General features: G+C 32.4%; 18 protein-coding genes. 17 read left to right on the top strand and 1 reads right to left on the bottom strand.

The window, feature by feature from the left end:
• Nucleotides 1-24 precede the first annotated feature (24 nt).
• The 4 genes from pgsA (at nucleotide 25) to rny (ending at nucleotide 5204) form a co-directional block, all read left to right on the top strand.
• Complete coding sequence (gene pgsA / locus FNL83_RS07635) at nucleotides 25-606, top strand: CDP-diacylglycerol--glycerol-3-phosphate 3-phosphatidyltransferase (RefSeq protein WP_001829485.1); 582 nt, start codon at nucleotides 25-27, stop codon at nucleotides 604-606.
• Nucleotides 607-1053: 447 nt separating this feature from the next.
• Complete coding sequence (locus FNL83_RS07630) at nucleotides 1054-2199, top strand: CinA family nicotinamide mononucleotide deamidase-related protein (RefSeq protein WP_001829470.1); 1146 nt, start codon at nucleotides 1054-1056, stop codon at nucleotides 2197-2199.
• A 170-nt stretch (nucleotides 2200-2369) separates the two neighbouring features.
• Complete coding sequence (gene recA, locus FNL83_RS07625) at nucleotides 2370-3419, top strand: recombinase RecA (RefSeq protein WP_002439552.1); 1050 nt, start codon at nucleotides 2370-2372, stop codon at nucleotides 3417-3419.
• Between the two features lie 225 nt (nucleotides 3420-3644).
• Nucleotides 3645-5204 carry a ribonuclease Y gene (gene rny, locus FNL83_RS07620; protein WP_001829512.1) on the top strand — a complete coding sequence of 520 codons (1560 nt, stop codon included), beginning with the start codon at nucleotides 3645-3647 and terminating at the stop codon, nucleotides 5202-5204.
• Nucleotides 5205-5292: 88 nt separating this feature from the next.
• Here rny and FNL83_RS07615 read toward each other — a convergent pair whose 3' ends face one another.
• Nucleotides 5293-5508 (bottom strand): hypothetical protein, encoded by a 216-nt coding sequence (locus tag FNL83_RS07615; RefSeq protein ID WP_002439555.1) that lies wholly within the window; start codon nucleotides 5506-5508, stop codon nucleotides 5293-5295.
• A gap of 163 nt (nucleotides 5509-5671) precedes the next feature.
• Between FNL83_RS07615 and FNL83_RS07610 the strand changes: the two genes are divergently transcribed.
• From FNL83_RS07610 to glpK, 13 genes are all read left to right on the top strand, one after another.
• Nucleotides 5672-6466 (top strand): TIGR00282 family metallophosphoesterase, encoded by a 795-nt coding sequence (locus FNL83_RS07610; protein ID WP_001832548.1) that lies wholly within the window; start codon nucleotides 5672-5674, stop codon nucleotides 6464-6466.
• A 112-nt stretch (nucleotides 6467-6578) separates the two neighbouring features.
• Nucleotides 6579-8339 carry a 2-oxoacid:acceptor oxidoreductase subunit alpha gene (locus tag FNL83_RS07605; RefSeq protein ID WP_002469373.1) on the top strand — a complete coding sequence of 587 codons (1761 nt, stop codon included), beginning with the start codon at nucleotides 6579-6581 and terminating at the stop codon, nucleotides 8337-8339.
• Nucleotides 8340-9206, top strand: a complete 867-nt coding sequence (locus FNL83_RS07600) for a 2-oxoacid:ferredoxin oxidoreductase subunit beta (RefSeq protein WP_002439562.1) — start codon at nucleotides 8340-8342, stop codon at nucleotides 9204-9206.
• Nucleotides 9207-9791: 585 nt separating this feature from the next.
• Nucleotides 9792-10409 (top strand): poly-gamma-glutamate hydrolase family protein, encoded by a 618-nt coding sequence (locus FNL83_RS07595; RefSeq protein WP_001832558.1) that lies wholly within the window; start codon nucleotides 9792-9794, stop codon nucleotides 10407-10409.
• A gap of 56 nt (nucleotides 10410-10465) precedes the next feature.
• Nucleotides 10466-10756, top strand: a complete 291-nt coding sequence (locus FNL83_RS07590) for a thiamine-binding protein (RefSeq protein WP_001829496.1) — start codon at nucleotides 10466-10468, stop codon at nucleotides 10754-10756.
• A gap of 342 nt (nucleotides 10757-11098) precedes the next feature.
• Nucleotides 11099-12643 carry a tRNA (N6-isopentenyl adenosine(37)-C2)-methylthiotransferase MiaB gene (gene miaB, locus FNL83_RS07585; RefSeq protein ID WP_002439565.1) on the top strand — a complete coding sequence of 515 codons (1545 nt, stop codon included), beginning with the start codon at nucleotides 11099-11101 and terminating at the stop codon, nucleotides 12641-12643.
• A gap of 1 nt (nucleotide 12644) precedes the next feature.
• Nucleotides 12645-13010, top strand: coding sequence for a YlbF/YmcA family competence regulator (locus FNL83_RS07580; RefSeq protein WP_001829463.1), 366 nt, complete (start codon nucleotides 12645-12647; stop codon nucleotides 13008-13010).
• A 23-nt stretch (nucleotides 13011-13033) separates the two neighbouring features.
• Nucleotides 13034-13528 carry an energy coupling factor transporter S component ThiW gene (gene thiW / locus FNL83_RS07575; protein ID WP_001829480.1) on the top strand — a complete coding sequence of 165 codons (495 nt, stop codon included), beginning with the start codon at nucleotides 13034-13036 and terminating at the stop codon, nucleotides 13526-13528.
• Between the two features lie 197 nt (nucleotides 13529-13725).
• Nucleotides 13726-16347, top strand: a complete 2622-nt coding sequence (gene mutS / locus FNL83_RS07570) for a DNA mismatch repair protein MutS (protein ID WP_001832553.1) — start codon at nucleotides 13726-13728, stop codon at nucleotides 16345-16347.
• A 14-nt stretch (nucleotides 16348-16361) separates the two neighbouring features.
• Nucleotides 16362-18299 (top strand): DNA mismatch repair endonuclease MutL, encoded by a 1938-nt coding sequence (mutL, locus tag FNL83_RS07565; RefSeq protein ID WP_002456559.1) that lies wholly within the window; start codon nucleotides 16362-16364, stop codon nucleotides 18297-18299.
• Nucleotides 18300-18312: 13 nt separating this feature from the next.
• A complete protein-coding gene (locus tag FNL83_RS07560; protein WP_001829471.1) occupies nucleotides 18313-18846 on the top strand; it encodes a glycerol-3-phosphate responsive antiterminator in 534 nt (177 codons plus the stop codon).
• A 374-nt stretch (nucleotides 18847-19220) separates the two neighbouring features.
• A complete protein-coding gene (locus FNL83_RS07555; RefSeq protein WP_001829504.1) occupies nucleotides 19221-20045 on the top strand; it encodes an MIP/aquaporin family protein in 825 nt (274 codons plus the stop codon).
• Between the two features lie 153 nt (nucleotides 20046-20198).
• The gene (glpK, locus tag FNL83_RS07550; RefSeq protein ID WP_001829522.1) at nucleotides 20199-21698 is read left to right on the top strand and encodes a glycerol kinase GlpK; all 1500 of its coding nucleotides are present in this window, start codon (nucleotides 20199-20201) and stop codon (nucleotides 21696-21698) included.
• The last annotated feature ends 56 nt before the right edge of the window (nucleotides 21699-21754 follow it).

Below are 21754 nucleotides of genomic sequence, written 5' to 3'. Positions count from 1 at the left end.
ATGTTTTAGAAATGAGGATTTAATATGAATATACCGAATCAAATAACGGTATTTAGAGTTATTTTAATACCATTTTTTATTTTATTTGCTTTAGTTGATTTTGGTTTTGGACAAATTTCAATTTTAGGTGGAAATCATATTAGAATTGAAATATTAATTAGTGCTATCATATTTGTGGTTGCATCATTAAGTGATTTTGCTGATGGTTATCTTGCCCGTAAATGGCAATTAGTTACTAATATGGGGAAATTCTTAGATCCACTTGCAGACAAATTATTGGTCGCGAGTGCATTAATTGTTATGGTACAACTTGGTTTTACTAATTCTGTCGTTGCTATCATAATTATTGCTCGAGAATTTGCCGTCACAGGATTACGATTACTACAAATTGAACAGGGGTTTGTAAGTGCTGCAGGACAACTAGGGAAAATAAAAACAGCAGTGACAATGGTTGCAATTATATGGATTTTATTGGGCGATCCTTTCTTACACTATCTACATTTCCCAATTGGAGTGTGGTTATTATACATTGGAGTATTCTTTACTATTCTTTCAGGTATTGAATATTTTTATAAAGGAAGAGATGTATTTAAACATTCTAAATAAATGTGTAATTAAAAAATTGAGCTTGTATATTTATTTCATATATAAATTACCATATCAATTTGTTATATAATCATACTCTCTAAAATATATACATTTTGATTAAGTTATCTTTGTCAAAGGTTTGTTCCCTATTCTATATGGGGTGCAAACCTTTTATTTTTCGGTTGCTTTAGTGTGACAAAGAAGATAAAACAATTACTATAATTGATTTAATATTTTCAATTTTCAGGTGTAATATCGATATACATCTGTAAATCTTTTATATAAATGTAATGTCAGTATGTTATAAAAATAATGTGATGCTATGTTTAAGTTATATTAGATGACAGTTCTGTGATAAATAATTAAACTGTTTTTATAAAGATTCATATTTTAGATTTATATTACAAAAATATATATAATGGACTTATTGAAAAGACAATATAAATATCAGGGAGTATATCATTGATGAATATTTCAATTGTAGCTGTTGGCTCTGAATTATTACTAGGTCAAATAGCTAATACAAATGGGCAATATCTTTCAAAACTTTTTAATAGTATTGGTAAAAGTGTAGTAGAACACACAGTTATTGGTGATAACCCTCAAAGGTTAGAATATGTAATAAAGCAATGTCTATCTAGATTTGATACCATTGTTTTAACAGGTGGCTTAGGACCAACAAAAGATGATTTAACTAAACATACTGTAGCTAAAGTATTAGGAAAAAATCTAGTGACGGATGAAGCATCGTTAAACTTTATCAAAAACTATTTTAAAGAACAAGGTCAAGATATGACCTCTAATAATAAGCAACAAGCATTAGTAATTGAAGATGCCATAGTTTTACCAAATAAAAATGGTATGGCTCCTGGTATGCTTGTAGAATTAGGTAAACAAAAAATAATTCTACTACCAGGTCCACCGAAAGAGATGCAACCTATGGCGAAGAATGAATTATTACCTTATCTTATGGATAAAGATGAAGTTATTTTTTCTGAATTACTTAGATTTGCTGGTATAGGAGAGTCGAAATTAGAAACACTATTAATTGATCTAATAGATGATCAAACTAATCCGACAATCGCACCTCTTGCAGGTACGCATGAAGTATATTTTAGATTAACAGCCAATGCTGAAAGTAAGGAACGATGTCAACTGCTTATTAAGCCTATTCGAGATGAAATTTTAAATAGGGTTGGTACTTATTATTTTGGCTCAGACGAAGTTAATATTGAAGAATCGGTTATAAATAGTGCAAAACAGAATTTTGCTATTTATGACGGTGTAACTAATGGAGCTTTGTTTACTCGATTAAAAAATGCTGACAGTAAAAATCTAGTTAAAGGTATGCTACCACATTCTAATCAATTTATTGATGTGACTTCTGAGTTTAATGCCGTGTTATTCAATGCAGCACAATATGTCAGGGATTTGTACCAAACAGATTTGGGTATTGTACTTTTAAATAAAGATAACATTGTATATTTAGGAATTTATGATGGAAATAATTTCGATATCGAAACATTTAAGATGTCTCAAAGTCGTAATTTATTGAGAAGCAGAAGTCAAAATTATGCAATGATTAGATTATTAAATTGGTTTAATAAATAGTATATTTTAAATTTTTGCAAAAAATATAAGTACGTTTGTTCGTTTTTGTATCAGCTATCACACAATAAATGCGAACAAATATTCGCAAAAGACTTGTATTTTGCTTAAAATGCTTGTATAGTAAGTATAAGATATTATACAGATAACTTTCTGTAGTAGGAGGTCTCGTTTTGGATAATGAACGTCAAAAAGCTTTAGATACAGTAATTAAAAACATGGAAAAATCTTTTGGTAAAGGTGCCGTTATGAAGTTAGGCGATAATAAAGGTCGCAGAGTATCAAGCACTTCAAGTGGTTCTGTCACAGTTGATAATGCATTAGGGGTTGGAGGTTATCCTAAAGGAAGAATTATCGAAATATATGGACCTGAAAGTTCAGGTAAGACGACAGTAGCTTTACATGCTATCGCTGAAGTACAAAAAAACGGTGGTGTAGCAGCATTTATCGATGCCGAACATGCTCTCGATCCAGTATATGCACAAGCATTAGGTGTAGATATTGATAATTTATATTTATCTCAACCTGATCATGGTGAACAAGGTCTTGAAATCGCCGAAGCTTTTGTTCGTAGTGGTGCTGTGGACATTGTTGTTGTCGATTCAGTAGCAGCATTAACACCTAAAGCTGAAATTGAAGGTGAAATGGGAGATACTCATGTTGGTTTACAAGCAAGATTAATGTCTCAAGCATTAAGAAAGTTATCAGGGGCTATTTCTAAATCTAATACTACAGCTATATTTATTAACCAAATTCGTGAAAAGGTCGGTGTGATGTTCGGGAATCCTGAAACAACGCCCGGTGGTAGAGCCCTAAAATTCTATAGTTCTGTACGTTTAGAGGTAAGAAGAGCAGAGCAGTTAAAACAAGGTCAAGATATTGTAGGTAACAGAACCAAAATAAAAGTTGTAAAAAATAAAGTTGCACCTCCATTTAGAGTTGCAGAAGTAGATATTATGTATGGTCAAGGTATCTCTAAGGAAGGAGAGCTCATTGATTTAGGTGTAGAGAATGATATCGTTGATAAATCAGGTGCTTGGTATTCTTATAATGGAGATAGAATGGGCCAAGGTAAAGAAAACGTCAAAAATTATCTTAAGGAAAATCCACAAATCAAAGAAGAAATTGACCGTAAGTTACGTGAAAAGTTAGGTATTTTCGATGGTGATGTGGATGAAAATGAGAATGAAGACGATTCACCAAAAACTTTATTTGATGAATAGTTTTTTAGTTGACTAATTAAAAGGATGGCTTATTTAGCCATCCTTTTTTGTAGTTTTTGATTTGTTCTTTAAAAAAAGCAATTTAAAATGAGTGTAGTGCAATTTCATATCTTGACACATATCTGTCGATAAACGTACAATTAGTATGTATGATTCTTATATAATTTCATATAATCATATTGATTTTGATATACAAAGCAAACCCTAGATAAAGGAGGTGTTTATGTGAATTTATTAAGCCTCCTACTCATTTTGCTGGGGATTATTCTAGGCGTTGTTGTAGGGTATATTGTTGCCCGAAATTTATTACACCAAAAACAAGTTCAAGCAAGACAAACTGCCGATGATATTGTTAGCTATGCTAATAAAGAAGCAGACAATATTAAAAAAGAAAAATTACTTGAGGCAAAAGAAGAGAACCAAATTTTAAAAGAACAAGCTGAGAATGAACTGCGTGAAAGACGTGGTGAACTTCAAAGACAAGAAACCCGACTTCTTCAAAAAGAAGAAAATTTGGATCGGAAATCTGATCTTTTAGATAAAAAAGATGAGATTTTGGAACAAAAAGAATCAAAACTTGAAGAAAGACAACAACAAGTAGATGCAAAAGAGAGTAGTGTTCAAACATTAATAATGAAGCATGAACAAGAATTAGAACGCATCTCCGGTCTCACTCAAGAAGAAGCTGTGAAAGAACAGCTTCAAAGAGTTGAAGAAGAACTGTCACAAGATATTGCAATACTTGTTAAAGAAAAAGAAAAAGAAGCGAAAGAAAAAGTTGATAAGACAGCTAAAGAATTACTTGCTACAACTGTACAAAGATTAGCAGCCGAACATACAACTGAATCAACTGTTTCAGTCGTAAATCTGCCTAACGATGAAATGAAAGGTCGTATCATAGGTAGAGAAGGTAGAAATATACGCACATTAGAAACACTTACTGGCATAGATTTAATTATTGATGACACACCAGAAGCAGTTATTTTATCAGGTTTTGACCCAATTAGACGTGAAATTGCTAGAACTGCACTAGTTAATTTGGTTTCTGATGGACGTATTCATCCTGGACGTATTGAAGATATGGTCGAAAAAGCTAGAAAGGAAGTAGACGATATCATTAGAGATGCTGGAGAACAAGCTACCTTTGAAATAAATGTACACAATATGCATCCTGATTTAGTGAAAATTTTGGGTCGATTAAATTATCGAACTAGTTATGGTCAGAATGTACTTAAACATTCAATTGAAGTTGCCCACCTTTCAGGTATGCTTGCAGCAGAATTAGGAGAGGATGTTACTTTAGCTAAACGTGCTGGATTATTACATGATGTTGGTAAAGCCATTGATCATGAAGTTGAAGGTAGTCACGTAGAAATAGGTGTTGAATTAGCTAAGAAATATAATGAAAATAACATAATTATTAATGCTATTCACTCACATCATGGTGATGTTGAACCAACCTCTATCATTTCTATTTTAGTTGCAGCAGCTGATGCATTATCAGCAGCGCGACCAGGTGCACGTAAAGAGACACTTGAAAATTATATTAGAAGACTTGAGAGACTCGAAACGTTATCTGAAAGTTATGATGGGGTAGAAAAAGCATTTGCTATACAAGCTGGTAGAGAGATTCGTGTAGTCGTCTCACCTGAAGAAATTGATGATTTAAAATCATATAGATTGGCAAGAGATATTAAGAACCAAATTGAAGAAGAGTTACAATATCCTGGACATATCAAAGTGACAGTTGTTCGAGAGACTAGAGCAATAGAATATGCTAAATAATTCCATAAGCCACTGACCGTATTTACGGCCAGTGGCTTATTAAATATAATATAAAAAACCGAGCGTATAAACGCTCGGATATAATGATTTATTTTAATTGTAAATCAACTTCATTTATTTCTTTTAAAATTTCAGCTGTATCATAGCAATTTGTAGCGATATTTGCATATTTCTCTGCTAAACGATAAGCATTAATGTATAAAATTAAACTTTCTTTAGCGATATCTTCAGCGTCATCAGATTTGGCTGGATTTGAAGTTACAACTAATTCAGCAAATTTTTCAGGATCAATATTAATAGACATGAATGAATAAACAACTCCTATATTTTTATTAGTTTCATATTAACACAATACTTAAATACAAAAAAGTAAAGTCTTTTAATTTTCAGAATAATTAATTTGTTAATGAGACTTTTATTATAGTACAGTATCCATTAAACTTAATTTATGAGAGGATGAACAGAGAATGAGAATATTGTTTATAGGCGACATCGTTGGTAAAGTGGGCAGGAAAATGATTACTACTTATTTACCTAAAATTAAACAAACTTATCACCCAACAGTTTCTATAGTAAACGCTGAAAATGCCGCACACGGTAAAGGATTAACAGAAAAAATTTACAAACAACTTTTGAGAGAAGGCGTGGATTTCATGACTATGGGTAATCATACATATGGTCAAAGAGAAATTTACGATTTTATTGATGATGCTCATCGAATGGTGAGACCTGCAAATTTTCCTGATGAAGCTCCAGGAACAGGTATGAGAATAATAAAAATTAACGATATTAAATTGGCTATTATTAATTTACAAGGCCGTTCATTTATGCAAGACATTGATGATCCATTTAAAAAGGCTGACCAGCTAATCGAAGAAGCTCAAAAATCTACACCATATATATTTGTAGATTTTCATGCTGAAACTACATCTGAAAAAAATGCTATGGGTTGGTATTTAGATGGTAGAGTGAGCGCTGTTGTTGGTACTCACACACATATTCAAACTTCTGATGATCGTATATTACCTCATGGCACAGGATATATCACAGATGTCGGGATGACAGGTTATTACGATGGTATTTTAGGTATCAATAGAGATGAAGTTATTCAACGTTTTATTACTAGTTTGCCACAAAGGCATGTTGTTCCAGATGATGGGCGAGGCGTATTATCAGGAGTTATCATAGATTTAGATAAAGAAGGTAAAACGACTCAAATAAAAAGACTGTTAATAAATGAGGACCATCCTTTCCAAATTTAAAGGGATATAGTCCATTAGTATGAATTTAAACTTGTACCACTGTTGAAATAGTAAAACGGTGGTTTATTTTGTTATCATAGAGTATGAATTAATACCACAGGAGGCATGTGATATGAAATCACAAATATCATGGAAAGTGGGCGGTCAGCAAGGCGAAGGTATTGAATCTACCGGTGAAATCTTTGCTACTGCGATGAATAGAAAAGGTTATTTTTTGTATGGATATAGACACTTTTCTAGTCGTATAAAAGGTGGCCATACTAATAATAAGATAAGAGTTTCAAAATCGCCTGTGCATGCGATTAGTGATGATTTGGATATACTCATTGCTTTTGACCAGGAAACGATTGAATTAAATCATCATGAAATGAGAGAAGATAGTATTATAATTGCGGATGCTAAAGCAAAACCCCAAAAGCCAGAGAACTGTGTGGCTCAATTAATTGAGTTACCATTCACTAGCACGGCAAAGGAACTTGGAACAGCATTAATGAAGAATATGGTGGCAATTGGTGCGACATCTGCACTGATGGATTTAAATACATCAACTTTTGAAACTTTAATCGATAACATGTTTTCAAAAAAAGGTAATAAAGTCGTTGATATGAATATACAAGCCCTTAATATGGGTTATGATTTAATGAAGCAACAAGTTACCAACGTTAATGGAGACTTTACATTAGAGAATGGTAGCGGTCATCCTCATTTATATATGATAGGTAATGACGCAATCGGATTAGGAGCAATAGCAGCTGGATCAAGATTTATGTCCGCTTATCCAATTACGCCAGCTTCTGAAATTATGGAATACATGATTGCCAATCTACCTAAAGTTGATGGTACTGTTGTTCAAACTGAAGATGAAATAGCAGCAGCAACGATGGCGATTGGAGCTAACTATGCTGGCGTACGAGGCTTTACAGCGAGTGCGGGTCCAGGTCTTTCTTTAATGATGGAATCTATTGGATTGTCTGGTATGACTGAAACGCCATTAGTCATTATTAATACTCAAAGAGGTGGTCCTTCTACTGGCTTACCAACAAAGCAAGAACAATCAGATTTAATGCAAATGATTTATGGTACCCATGGTGATATTCCGAAAATTGTCGTTGCTCCTACAGATGCTGAAGATGCGTTTTATCTTACTATGGAAGCATTTAATTTAGCTGAAGAATACCAATGTCCAGTCATTCTGTTAAGTGATTTACAATTATCATTAGGAAAACAAACTGTTAAAACACTCGATTATAATAAAATCGATATTCGTCGTGGAGAAATAATACAGTCAGATATCGAGAGAGCTGAAGATGATAAAGCATACTTTAAAAGATATGCATTAACAGCTAGTGGCGTATCACCACGACCAATACCAGGTGTTAAAGGTGGTATACATCATGTAACAGGTGTTGAACATAATGAAGAAGGGAAGCCAAGTGAGGCGCCTATGAATCGTCAGAATCAGATGGAAAAACGAATGCGCAAAACTGAAAGCTTGGTTATCAATAATCCTGTGTTACTCAATGAACATGAAGACGAAGCAGATATACTGTATATAGGATTTATATCTACTAAAGGTGCTATTGGAGAAGGTGCAGAAAGACTAGAACGACATGGTGTAAAAGTGAATACGATGCATATTCGACAATTACATCCTTTCCCTAAAGATATTGTTCAACAAGCTATTAATAAAGCTTCGAAAGTAATAGTTGCAGAACATAATTATCAAGGACAATTATCAAGTATTTTAAAAATGAACACACAAGTTAATGATAAATTAGTTAATCAAACAAAATACGATGGGAAACCTTTCTTACCTTATGAAATTGAAGAAAAAGGTTTGGAAATTGCTAAAGAGTTAAAGGAGTTGGTGTAATTGGCTACATTTAAAGATTTTAGAAATAATGTGAAGCCAAACTGGTGCCCTGGTTGCGGTGACTTTTCAGTTCAAGCTGCTATACAAAAAGCGACAGCGAATATTGGTTTAGAACCAGAAGATGTAGCAATCATTACAGGGATTGGTTGTTCTGGTAGACTATCAGGTTATATTAATTCTTATGGCGTACACTCTATTCATGGACGTGCATTGCCTCTAGCACAAGGCGTTAAAATGGCAAACAAAGATTTAACAGTTATCGCTTCTGGTGGTGATGGAGACGGCTATGCAATAGGAATGGGACATACTATTCATGCTCTTAGACGTAATATGAATATGACGTATATTGTCATGGACAATCAAATATATGGATTAACTAAAGGACAAACATCACCTTCCTCAGCTAAAGGATTTGTAACTAAATCAACACCTAAAGGAAATATAGAAAAGAATGTAGCTCCATTGGAATTGGCACTGTCCTCTGGTGCAACTTTTGTAGCACAAGGATTCTCAAGTGATATAAAGGCATTAACTAAAATGATTGAAGATGCGATTCATCATGATGGTTTTTCTTTTGTTAATGTTTTCTCACCTTGTGTTACTTACAATAAAGTGAATACTTATGACTGGTTTAAAGAACATTTAACAAGTATCGATGATATTGAGGGCTATGACATCACAGATAAACAACTTGCTATGAAAACTGTGCTGGATCATGAGTCACTGGTTAAAGGTATCGTTTATCAAGATACAACAACACCTTCTTATGAATCGCAAATTTCAGAACTAGAACATGAGGCGTTAGCTAAAAGAGATATTCATATTACAGAAGAAACTTTCAACGATTTAACTGCACAATTTTTATAAAGGATACTCATTCATAGTAACTAGAATTGCGTCAAAATAAGTAGGTAAAATAAAAACGAAGGTGTACTTGATACATCATGACTATCTAATTTTACTGTAATTTCTTATCTAATAACGTTAATGATTACTATAGAAAATCAAGAAGTACGTTTCAATTTAAAAGTATTAGAGAACATGCATATAAGTAAATAACATATTTAAAGAGTGGGTCAGAATAACATTTTAATTCTGCTCACTCTTATTTTATCTCTATGTTGCTTGTCAAAAGCACTACGATTCAATAATGTAATTCTCATTTAACGTTTTTTACATGATTAATCACCCATCTCATCTAAAAGTAAATAATATAAGAATGACATAATTTATTCCAAATTATTTTAAAAATATAGATAAAGTATTTAACAAATGAAATTTTACTCAGAGTTATTATTAAATACATAAATAATGTGAACAGTTAAACGCACAGTCCTAATCAATGCAATAAGTTTGTTTTTTTAATAAATATGTAAAAGATTTTGTAAAAAGATTTTAAGAATATGAATTTTGGGAATAATAAAAATATAAGATGATTTTTCGGAGGTTAATATGGACAAATTTAAATCTATGACAGAATTAAAAGAATTGACTAAAGAAGGAAAAGATTGGGAAATAGAGTGTGAAAATCGTTCTAGCATAGTCACTATATTAGCATTACATGGCGGTGGAATTGAACCTGCCACAACTGAATTAGCCTATACAATTGCACATTGTGGCGACTATAACTATTTTTCCTTTAAAGGTATGAGAAGTAAGGGGAATAATGAGTTACATGTGACTTCCACACATTATGATGACCAAATTGCATTAGATTTAGTGAGAGGTAGCCAAAGAACTGTAGCCATCCATGGTTGTGAAGGTAATGAAAGTGTGGCTTATATAGGAGGTAGTGATGACAGACTAATTGAGTTAATCACCGAATCTCTTGAAGATATAGGAATTAGCGTGCGAGAAGCACCACATCATATTTCTGGAACTCAAGAAAATAATATTGTTAATATGACTCAAACCCAAGGAGGAGTGCAATTAGAACTGACAGCTCAGTTAAGAAAGGAGCTATTTAAAAATAGAAAAAGTTCACGCAAAAACCGTGAAAATAAAGATAATTGGGATGATTTAATGTACGACTTTGCTGATGCAATGAAAAAAGCTATAGAACGTGCATAATTAAATTCTAACGCATGTTAAAATAATATTATAAAACTTAATTGGAGAGATGAAGCATGCAAGATACATTAATGAGTATTCAAATTATTCCAAAAACACCGAACAACAACGATGTTATTCCATATGTTGATGAGGCAATTAAAATTATTGATGATTCAGGTTTGCATTTTAGAGTGGGACCGTTAGAAACAACAGTTCAAGGTGAAATGAGTGAATGTCTTATTTTAATTCAAAAATTAAATGATAGAATGGTTGAATTAGAATGTCCAAGTATTATTAGTCAAGTTAAGTTTTATCACGTACCTGAAGGAATAGAAATTGAGACGCTTACAGGAAAATACGACTAAGTTTAAATTAGAATAATATTTCTTATCTTATTTATTTAAGAGCCTAACATGCCATAGTGTTTAAGGCTCTTAAAATTTTGTATGAAAATATTGGTATGCTATAGACGCCATACATTATCACACTGAAAATATGATATAAAAGACTTTTATCAACTGATTTATTATAAATAAATGGTGTCTAAATAAACATTTAGATATGATTTACATTAATTACAGTAATAAAAGGCTAATAAGTTAATTATCAAAGATAGATGTAACATCATATACATGTCTTTTTGCACTTTGACTATAAATTTAATATAATGAAATAATGATTATGGGCATATAGAAAGGATTTTCAAAGTGAATGAAGAGCAAAGAAAGGCTGGAACGATAAATATTCTAGCAGAACGTGATCGTAAAGCTGAGAAAGATTATAGTAAATACTTTGAACAAGTGTATCAGCCACCTAGCTTAAAAGAAGCTAAAAAAAGAGGAAAACAAGAAGTTCAATATAACAGAGATTTTCATATAGATGAAAAATACAAAGGTATGGGTAAAGGTCGCACTTTTTTAATTAAAACATATGGATGTCAAATGAATGCACATGACACTGAAGTTATGGCAGGAATATTAAATGCATTAGGATATAGTGCTACTTCGGATATTAATGAAGCGGATGTGATTTTAATTAATACATGCGCCATTAGAGAAAATGCTGAAAATAAAGTCTTTAGTGAAATAGGAAATTTAAAACATTTAAAAAAAGAACGCCCAGATTGTTTAATTGGGGTGTGTGGTTGCATGTCTCAAGAAGAATCAGTCGTAAATAAAATATTAAAATCTTATCAAAATGTAGATATGGTTTTTGGGACACACAACATTCATCATTTACCTGAGATTTTAGAAGAGGCATATTTATCTAAAGCGATGGTAGTTGAAGTATGGTCTAAAGAGGGAGACATCATCGAAAATTTACCTAAAGTGCGTGACGGTCACATTAAAGCTTGGGTTAATATTATGTATGGTTGCGATAAGTTTTGTACTTATTGTATTGTTCCATTTACTAGAGGAAAAGAACGTAGTCGTCGTCCAGAGGACATCATTGATGAGGTTAGAGAATTAGCAAGAGAAGGTTATCAAGAAATTACCTTATTAGGTCAAAATGTAAATTCATATGGTAAAGATATCGAAGGTCTGGATTATGAATTAGGTGACTTATTGGAAGATATTTCTAAAATTGATATACCTCGTGTTCGTTTTACAACAAGTCATCCTTGGGACTTTACAGATCGAATGATTGAAGTTATAGCTAAAGGTGGGAACATAGTACCGCATATCCATTTACCGGTACAATCAGGTAATAACCAAGTATTAAAGATAATGGGGCGTAAATATACAAGAGAGAGTTATCTTGATTTAGTTTCAAGAATAAAGGAAGCTATCCCTAACGTAGCTCTAACTACTGATATCATAGTAGGTTATCCTAATGAAACTGAAGAACAATTTGAAGAAACATTATCATTATATGATGACGTTCAATTTGAGCATGCATACACATATTTATATTCACAAAGAGATGGAACACCAGCAGCTAAAATGAAGGATAACGTACCTTTAGAAGTGAAAAAAGAACGTTTGCAAAGGCTTAATAAGAAGGTTGGAATATATTCTCAACAAGCAATGAGTCAGTATGAAGGTAAGATTGTTACGGTATTATGTGAAGGTTCTAGTAAAAAAGATGAGAATGTTCTAGCAGGCTATACTGATAAAAATAAACTTGTGAATTTTAAAGGACCAAGAGAGAGCATTGGTAAACTCGTTGATGTCAAAATTGACGAGGCAAAACAATATTCTTTAAATGGAACATTTATACAAGAACATCAACGTTCAATGGTGACACAATAATATGTATAGTGAAAAAGAAATCATACGAAAAGTCGAAAGTTTAGCAGAGAAAATTGGAAAACTAGAAGTTGTTCAAGATTATCATAATGTAGAAAAACAAATTCATAATAATCAAGCAATAAAACAAAAGATGAATCGTTTGAAAGCGCAACAAAAACAATCGGTTAATTTTCAAAATTATGGAAAACAAAATGCACTCGAGCAATCTGAAGTTAAAATTCAGAATCTAAAAGATGAAATTAATGAATTACCTATTGTTGAAGAATTTCGTTCAGCACAATATGAAGCGAATGATTTACTACAAATGATGGTCAAAACAATGGAAGATAGACTCAATGAATATAATAAAAAAGAACACAATGAATAATTATTTTAGAGGAGTTAAGTACAATGAATATTAGAAAGTTGACCATCACAGCATTCTTAATAGCTATTAATGTCGTGTTAAGTAGTTTAATTGTCATTCCTTTAGGTCCAATTAAAGCCGCACCCGTTCAACATTTTGTAAATGTATTATGTGCTGTATTTGTTGGACCATGGTATGGTTTAGCGCAAGCTTTTATTTCTTCTGTACTACGAATTTCATTTGGAACTGGAAGCGCATTTGCTTTTCCAGGAAGTATGATAGGTGTCTTACTTTCCAGTCTGTTTTATATGTATAGGAAGCATATTTTTATGGCTTCAGTTGGTGAAGTATTAGGGACTGGTGTTATTGGTAGTTTAATGTGTATACCTTTAGCATGGTTTTTAGGACTTCAAGATTTCTTTATTAAACCATTAATGCTTATGTTCATAGTATCAAGTTTTATTGGGGCTTTAATTAGTTATATATTGCTTATTATTTTGAAAAGAAGAGGTTTACTAGATAGATTTAACAAAAATTAATATTTATTTGAAGTACGCTTGATGAATAGGGGATTATAAGTGAAATGTTGATATCTGTTCATATGAAAGCGTACTTTTTGTATCTATTACACAAAAGCGTTTCAAAAACATATATGTTAAAATGAATGAGTTAAAAACCATAAATTTATACATATAATATAAATAAAGATATAAGAATAAGGGTTGTGAAAATAGAAATGGCTAACATTACACCAATGATGCAACAATATTTAAAGATAAAATCTGAATATGATGATTGTTTGCTATTTTTTAGACTCGGAGATTTCTATGAAATGTTCTTTGATGATGCTAAAGAAGCATCAAGAGTACTTGAAATAACATTGACGAAAAGAGATGCTAAAAAAGAAAATCCTATTCCGATGTGTGGCGTACCATATCATTCTGCTGATAATTACATTGAAACATTGATTAATAATGGGTATAAGGTCGCTATATGTGAACAAATGGAAGATCCAAAGCAAACAAAAGGAATGGTTAGAAGAGAAGTTGTAAGAATCATCACACCAGGAACTGTTATGGATCAAAATGGTATGGATGAAAAGAAAAATAATTATATTTTAAGTTTTATCGAAAATGAAGAATTTGGATTATGCTATTGTGATGTTTCTACAGGCGAACTCAAAGTAACTCATTTCAAAGATACAGCAACCTTGCTTAATGAGATTACAACAATTAATCCCAATGAAATCGTCATAAAGCAAGCTCTATCTGAAGAATTAAAAAGACAAATCAACATGATAACTGAGACGATTACTGTTCGCGAAGATATATCTGATGAAGATTATGATATGAATCAGTTGACACATCAGTTAATGCATGACACAACTCAATTATTGTTAGATTACATTCATCACACACAAAAGCGAGATTTATCTCATATTGAGGAAGTAATTGAATATGCTGCAGTTGATTATATGAAGATGGATTATTATGCGAAGCGAAATTTAGAGCTGACAGAGAGCATACGATTAAAATCAAAAAAAGGGACTTTGTTATGGTTAATGGATGAGACAAAAACACCGATGGGTGCTAGACGTTTAAAGCAGTGGATTGATCGTCCATTAATTAATAAACAACAAATCAACGACAGATTAAATATTGTTGAAGAGTTTATGGACCGTTTTATTGAAAGAGATACATTACGTAATCATTTAAATCAAGTGTATGACATAGAACGACTAGTAGGAAGAGTGAGTTATGGAAACGTAAATGCAAGAGATTTAATACAACTTAAGCATTCTATATCCGAAATACCTCACATTAAAGCATTACTCAATGAATTGGGTGCACAAACTACCACGCAATTTAAAGAATTAGAACCTTTAGATGACTTGTTACAAATTTTAGAAGAAAGTTTAGTTGAAGAACCACCTATTTCCATCAAAGATGGAGGATTATTTAAAAATGGCTTCAACGCGCAACTTGATGAATATTTAGAAGCTTCAAAAAATGGTAAAACTTGGCTTGCAGAATTACAAGCTAAGGAACGTGAACGTACAGGTATTAAGTCATTGAAAATTAGTTTTAATAAAGTGTTTGGTTATTTTATTGAAATTACACGTGCAAACTTAAATAATTTTCAACCTGAAGCGTTTGGCTATAATCGAAAACAAACATTATCTAATGCTGAACGATTTATTACGGATGAATTAAAAGAAAAAGAAGATATAATACTTGGTGCTGAAGATAAAGCAGTAGAGTTAGAATATGAATTATTTGTTAAATTACGAGAACACATTAAAACGTACACTGAACGTTTACAAAAGCAAGCGAAAATCATTTCAGAACTTGATTGTTTACAAAGTTTTGCTGAAATTGCTCAAAAATATAATTATGTCAAACCTACATTTAGTGATGATAAAGTTTTACATTTAGAAAACTCAAGACATCCTGTTGTTGAGAGAGTGATGGATTATAATGATTATGTACCTAATGATTGCCATCTTGATGATGAAACGTTTATTTATCTCATTACGGGACCTAATATGTCAGGTAAGTCAACATATATGAGACAAGTTGCTATAATAAGTATCATGGCTCAAATGGGAGCATATGTACCATGTGATTCAGCAACATTACCTATATTTGATCAAATTTTTACTAGGATTGGTGCAGCAGATGACCTTGTATCAGGTAAAAGTACATTTATGGTAGAAATGTTAGAAGCTCAAAAAGCTTTAACTTATGCTACTGAAAATAGTTTAATTATCTTTGACGAAATAGGAAGAGGTACATCTACTTATGATGGTCTTGCGTTAGCGCAAGCGATGATTGAATATGTTGCTCAAACTTCCCATGCTAAGACACTTTTCTCAACACATTATCATGAATTGACATCACTTGATCAAATGCTTAAGTGTTTAAAAAATGTACATGTTGCTGCAAACGAGTATCAAGGTGAACTGATATTTTTGCATAAAGTCAAAGATGGCGCTGTGGATGATAGCTATGGTATTCAAGTGGCAAAATTAGCGGATTTACCTAATGAAGTCATTGATAGAGCGCAAGTTATATTAAATGCATTTGAGCAAAAACCTTCGTATCAACTCTCTCATGAGAATACTGACGATCAACAAACGGTTCCGTCGTATAACGATTTTGGTCGAACAGAAGAAGAGCAATCAGTTATAGAAACACATACATCAAATCATAATTATGAGCAAGCGACCTTTGATTTATTTGATGGTTACAATCAACAAAGTGAAGTTGAATGTCAAATTCGAGAATTGAATCTATCCAATATGACACCATTGGAAGCCTTAATCAAGCTGAATGAATTACAAAGTCAATTAAAGTAGAAGAGGTGTAAACGATGGGGAAAATAAAAGAACTTGAGACGTCTCTAGCTAATAAAATAGCTGCGGGTGAAGTGGTTGAAAGACCAAGTTCCGTAGTTAAAGAGCTCTTAGAAAATGCAATTGATGCACAAGCGACAGAAATTAATATTGAAGTTGAACAGTCTGGAGTTTCATCAATAAGGGTTGTAGATAATGGCACTGGTATTGCTCAGGAAGATTTAGGGTTAGTATTTCATAGACACGCAACGAGTAAAATAGTCGCAGATGATGATTTGTTCCATATTCGTACTTTAGGTTTTAGGGGAGAAGCTTTAGCTAGTATTTCATCAGTAGCAAAGGTGACATTAAAGACCTGTACTGATAATGAAAATGGACATGAAATATATGCTGAAGATGGTAAAATTATTCATCAAAAACCTGCAAAAGCTAAAAAGGGTACAGATATACAAGTGGATTCATTATTCTACAATACACCTGCTCGATTAAAATATATAAAAAGTTTGTATACCGAACTGGGTAAAATTACGGACATTGTAAATAGAATGGCGATGAGTCATCCCGAAATTAGAATTTCTTTAGTTTCAGATGGTAAAAAACTTTTAAGTACGAATGGCTCAGGAAGAACAAATGAAGTAATGGCTGAAATTTATGGAATGAAAGTAGCAAAGGATTTAGTGCATATTTCGGGTGATACTAGTGATTATCATCTTGAAGGGTTTGTAGCTAAACCTGAGCATTCTAGAAGTAATAAACATTACATTTCTATTTTCATCAATGGTAGATACATCAAAAACTTTGTACTCAATAAAGCAATTTTAGAGGGATATCACACATTGCTTACAATAGGAAGATTTCCTATATGTTACATTAATATCCAAATGGATCCTATTTTGGTTGATGTAAATGTTCATCCAACAAAATTAGAGGTGAGACTTTCTAAAGAAGATCAACTTTATGATCTTATCGTAACCAAAATCAGAGAGGCTTTTAAAGACAAAATCCTCATCCCACAAAACGATTTAAATCACGCGCCCAAAAAGAATAAGGTTTTAGAAACATTTGAACAACAAAAAATTAATTTCGAGAAGCAACAATCACAAATTGGAGAAACATCTGCACCATATGTACATGATCAAAAAGATAAGAATCATGATGTAGAGTCGCATAAGAATAATTTAGATTCAACTTCATCGACAAATAATGAAAGTACGGAAGTTTCTAATGAATTACACAATTACATTGATGATAGTTACTTACAAAGTCAAAAAGAAGTATTGTTTGATATGGAACAAAACACATCTAACGAATATGAGATATCAAATCAGCAATCAAACGATATTAAAGGAACAGTGAGTCAGACACCTCATCGTAGGGTGCCTTATATGGAAATTGTAGGTCAAGTACACGGTACGTATATCATTGCACAAAATGAAAATGGAATGTTTATGATTGACCAACATGCTGCTCAGGAAAGAATTAAATATGAATATTTTAGAGAAAAAATTGGCGAAGTGACCAATGAAGTGCAAAACTTATTAATACCACTTACTTTCCATTTCTCTAAAGATGAACAAATGATTATTGATCAGTACAAAGATGAATTAGATAAAGTAGGAGTACATCTTGAACATTTTGGTGGGCATGATTATATTGTAAATAGCTATCCAGTATGGTTTCCGAAAGAAGAAGCGGAAGAAATTATTAAAGATATGATTGAACTTGTCTTAAAACACAAAAGTGTTGATGTGAAGAAAATAAGAGAAGATGCAGCAATCATGATGTCTTGTAAGAAATCAATTAAGGCTAATCACTATTTAAAAAATAATGAAATGGCAGATTTAATTGATCAACTAAGAGAAGCAGAAGATCCTTTTACTTGTCCTCATGGTAGACCGATTATTATCAATTTTTCAAATTATGAATTAGAAAAGTTATTTAAAAGAGTAATGTAGGGGAGTTTTAATTATGAAAGAGAATATTTTGCCAGCTATTAGAAATATGAGAGATTTAGAAAAGTTAATTAAAACAGACTACAAAGCATGTGTTGTGTTAGATATGCATATAGGTCATTTGAAAAGCATTATGGAGTTACTTAAAAGTCATTCGATTGAATGTTATGTACATATCGATTTAATCAAAGGACTCAGTCATGATGAATTTGCTTGTGAGTACATTATTCAACAATATAAACCTAAAGGTATTGTTTCTACAAAAGCTAAGGTCATCAAAAAAGCTAAAATGTTAAATACTTTGACGATATTTAGAGTGTTTATCATAGATAGTCAAGCATTAACAAGAAGTATTGAACTCATTAAAAAAGTAGAGCCTGACTATGTTGAAGTTTTACCTGGTGTTGCAAGTAAAGCAGTGAGTAAAATTCAACAAGAAACATCAGCGTCAGTAATAGCTGGTGGTCTTATCGATGAACAATCGGAAATTAGAGAAGCAATTTCCAATGGCGCTAAGTACGTCACTACAAGTTACGAGAAACTTTGGTAATTTGTATACTGTTAATAAGAATGTATTTAAGTTTGTTAATCAAGGTATTATCATTTTTTCATAGGACGAGTGAATTTGAATACCGAAAGATTAATAACTTAAAGTGCATTCTTTTTTTTATGAATAAAAAAGAAGAATGTACTTTTAAAAGAATTGTTAAACCTTTTATTTAGTGCATCAAAAATAAATGCACACTATATCAATAAAAACTTTAATCAAATATGACAATTTTTTTACAAAATTGTTGACAACGCTTACAACGTAATAGTAAACTTATAACAAGTTAAAAAGTTAATATTAGAAGAGAGACGAGGAGATTTCTACAAGTAATATATTTGACGTAGGGGTCTCCCTGTTTTTTGGGAGGAATGTATATGAATGCTTATTTAGCAGAATTTTTAGGTACTGCAATCCTTATTCTTTTTGGTGGTGGCGTTTGTGCAAACGTTAACTTAAAGAGAAGTGCTGGTAACGGTGCAGATTGGATTGTTATTGCATTTGGTTGGGGTTTGGCAGTAACAATGGGCGTTTATGCTGTTGGAACGTTTTCTGGTGCACATTTAAATCCAGCTGTAACAGTTGCTTTAGCCATGGATGGTGGATTTAGCTGGGCGCAAGTACCGGGCTATATTGTTTGTCAAATGCTTGGCGGTATTGTTGGTGGAGTTTTTGTATGGTTAATGTATTTACCACACTGGAAAGTTACAGAAGATCCAGCAGTCAAATTAGGTGTATTTTCAACAGCACCAGCCATTAAAAATTATTTTGCTAACTTTTTAAGTGAGATTATCGGGACTATGGCTTTAACATTAGGAATTTTATTTATCGGGGTTAATAAAATTGCTGATGGTTTAAATCCAATTATTGTTGGTAGTCTTATCATAGCAATTGGTTTAAGCTTAGGAGGTACTACTGGTTACGCTATTAATCCAGCCCGTGACCTAGCACCACGTATTGCACATGCTATTTTGCCAATTCATGGTAAAGGTAAATCTAACTGGTCTTACGCAATTGTACCCGTTCTGGGACCCATGGCAGGTGGTATGTTAGGTGCGATTGTTTACGAAGTGTTTTATAAACAAACATTCAATTTTAGTTGTTTCATTGGTTTAATTGTACTTATATTCACACTTATACTTGGCGTGATACTAAATAAGATATCTCAAAATAAAAACAACGATATTGAATCAATTTATTAACATATGGCATTCGTATATATAACCGTATGATTAACGTGATATGTTCATGAGTGTTGAACAATCACATTTAAAAGTCTATTTAATTATCATTTTAGAATGTATAATTGTTTAGATAATGAATTCATTATTCACTTTTGAAGGAGTCATATACCTATGGAAAAATATATTTTATCAATTGATCAAGGAACTACGAGTTCACGTGCGATACTTTTTAATAAAGAAGGAGAAATTAAAGGTGTTTCTCAAAGAGAATTTAAACAACACTTTCCACATCCAGGCTGGGTAGAACATGATGCTAATGAAATATGGACATCTGTTCTATCAGTTATGGCTGAGTTACTTAATGAAAACAATATTAATGCAAATCAAATTGAAGGTATTGGTATTACAAACCAACGTGAAACGACAGTTGTATGGGATAAAAATACAGGTCGTCCAATCTATCACGCTATCGTTTGGCAATCACGTCAGACACAAGATATTTGTACAAATTTAAAGGAACAGGGTTATGAAGAAACATTTAGAGAAAAAACAGGTTTACTTTTAGACCCGTACTTTGCGGGAACTAAAGTAAAATGGATTCTTGATCATGTTGAAGGTGCTAGAGAAAAAGCTGAAAATGGTGATTTACTCTTCGGAACAATCGATTCATGGTTAGTATGGAAATTGTCAGGACGTACTGCTCATATTACAGATTACACTAATGCAAGTCGTACATTAATGTTTAATATTTATGACCTAAAATGGGATGATGAGTTGTTAGAACTTTTAAATATTCCTAAACAAATGTTACCTGAAGTTAAAGAATCAAGTGAAATTTACGGGAAAACTATCGACTATCACTTCTTTGGTCAAGAAGTACCTATTGCTGGTATTGCCGGTGACCAACAAGCAGCATTATTTGGTCAAGCATGTTTTGACCGTGGTGATGTAAAAAATACATACGGCACAGGTGGATTTATGCTAATGAATACTGGTGAAGAAGCAGTTAAGTCAGAAAGTGGCTTGTTAACAACCATTGCATACGGTTTAGATGGAAAAGTTAATTATGCACTTGAAGGTTCAATTTTCGTATCTGGTTCTGCTATCCAATGGCTACGAGATGGTTTGAGAATGATTAATTCTGCGCCACAAACCGAAAACTATGCTTCAAGAGTAGAGTCAACTGAGGGTGTTTATATGGTTCCAGCATTTGTTGGTTTAGGTACACCTTATTGGGATTCAGAAGCAAGAGGTGCTATTTTCGGATTATCTCGTGGTACGGAAAAAGAACATTTCATTCGTGCTACATTAGAATCTTTGTGCTATCAAACAAGAGATGTTATGGAAGCTATGTCTAAGGACTCAGGTATTGAAGTTCAAAATTTACGCGTTGATGGTGGTGCTGTAAAAAATAACTTCATTATGCAGTTCCAAGCAGATATCGTAAATTCATCTGTTGAAAGACCTGAAATCCAAGAAACAACAGCACTTGGTGCTGCATATTTAGCTGGATTAGCTGTTGGATTCTGGGATGATAAAGAGGATATCCGTGAACGTTGGAAACTTCAAACTGAGTTCAAACCAGAAATGGATGCAGATCAACGTCATAAACTTTATAGTGGTTGGAAAAAAGCTGTTAAGGCGACTCAAGTATTTAAATTAGAAGATTAAGCTATGTATTAGACTTTTTAAATCTTTAAATGGACTTGATTTTCTTAACTGTGTTA

Source organism: Staphylococcus epidermidis (assembly GCF_006742205.1).
GTDB classification, from domain to species: domain Bacteria; phylum Bacillota; class Bacilli; order Staphylococcales; family Staphylococcaceae; genus Staphylococcus; species Staphylococcus epidermidis.
This window is presented reverse-complemented; position numbering and strand designations above follow the sequence as displayed.

Bases quoted from the DNA above. Each gene is read 5' to 3' on its own strand.
- FNL83_RS07630 (WP_001829470.1), top strand. From the start codon at position 1,054: ATGAATATTTCAATTGTAGCTGTTGGCTCTGAATTATTACTAGGTCAA.
- mutL (WP_002456559.1), top strand. From the start codon at position 16,362: ATGGGGAAAATAAAAGAACTTGAGACGTCTCTAGCTAATAAAATAGCT.
- FNL83_RS07580 (WP_001829463.1), top strand. From the start codon at position 12,645: ATGTATAGTGAAAAAGAAATCATACGAAAAGTCGAAAGTTTAGCAGAG.
- pgsA (WP_001829485.1), top strand. From the start codon at position 25: ATGAATATACCGAATCAAATAACGGTATTTAGAGTTATTTTAATACCA.
- glpK (WP_001829522.1), top strand. From the start codon at position 20,199: ATGGAAAAATATATTTTATCAATTGATCAAGGAACTACGAGTTCACGT.
- FNL83_RS07615 (WP_002439555.1), bottom strand. From the start codon at position 5,508: ATGTCTATTAATATTGATCCTGAAAAATTTGCTGAATTAGTTGTAACT.
- thiW (WP_001829480.1), top strand. From the start codon at position 13,034: ATGAATATTAGAAAGTTGACCATCACAGCATTCTTAATAGCTATTAAT.
- FNL83_RS07560 (WP_001829471.1), top strand. From the start codon at position 18,313: ATGAAAGAGAATATTTTGCCAGCTATTAGAAATATGAGAGATTTAGAA.
- FNL83_RS07595 (WP_001832558.1), top strand. From the start codon at position 9,792: ATGGACAAATTTAAATCTATGACAGAATTAAAAGAATTGACTAAAGAA.
- FNL83_RS07610 (WP_001832548.1), top strand. From the start codon at position 5,672: ATGAGAATATTGTTTATAGGCGACATCGTTGGTAAAGTGGGCAGGAAA.
- FNL83_RS07590 (WP_001829496.1), top strand. From the start codon at position 10,466: ATGCAAGATACATTAATGAGTATTCAAATTATTCCAAAAACACCGAAC.
- FNL83_RS07605 (WP_002469373.1), top strand. From the start codon at position 6,579: ATGAAATCACAAATATCATGGAAAGTGGGCGGTCAGCAAGGCGAAGGT.
- FNL83_RS07555 (WP_001829504.1), top strand. From the start codon at position 19,221: ATGAATGCTTATTTAGCAGAATTTTTAGGTACTGCAATCCTTATTCTT.
- mutS (WP_001832553.1), top strand. From the start codon at position 13,726: ATGGCTAACATTACACCAATGATGCAACAATATTTAAAGATAAAATCT.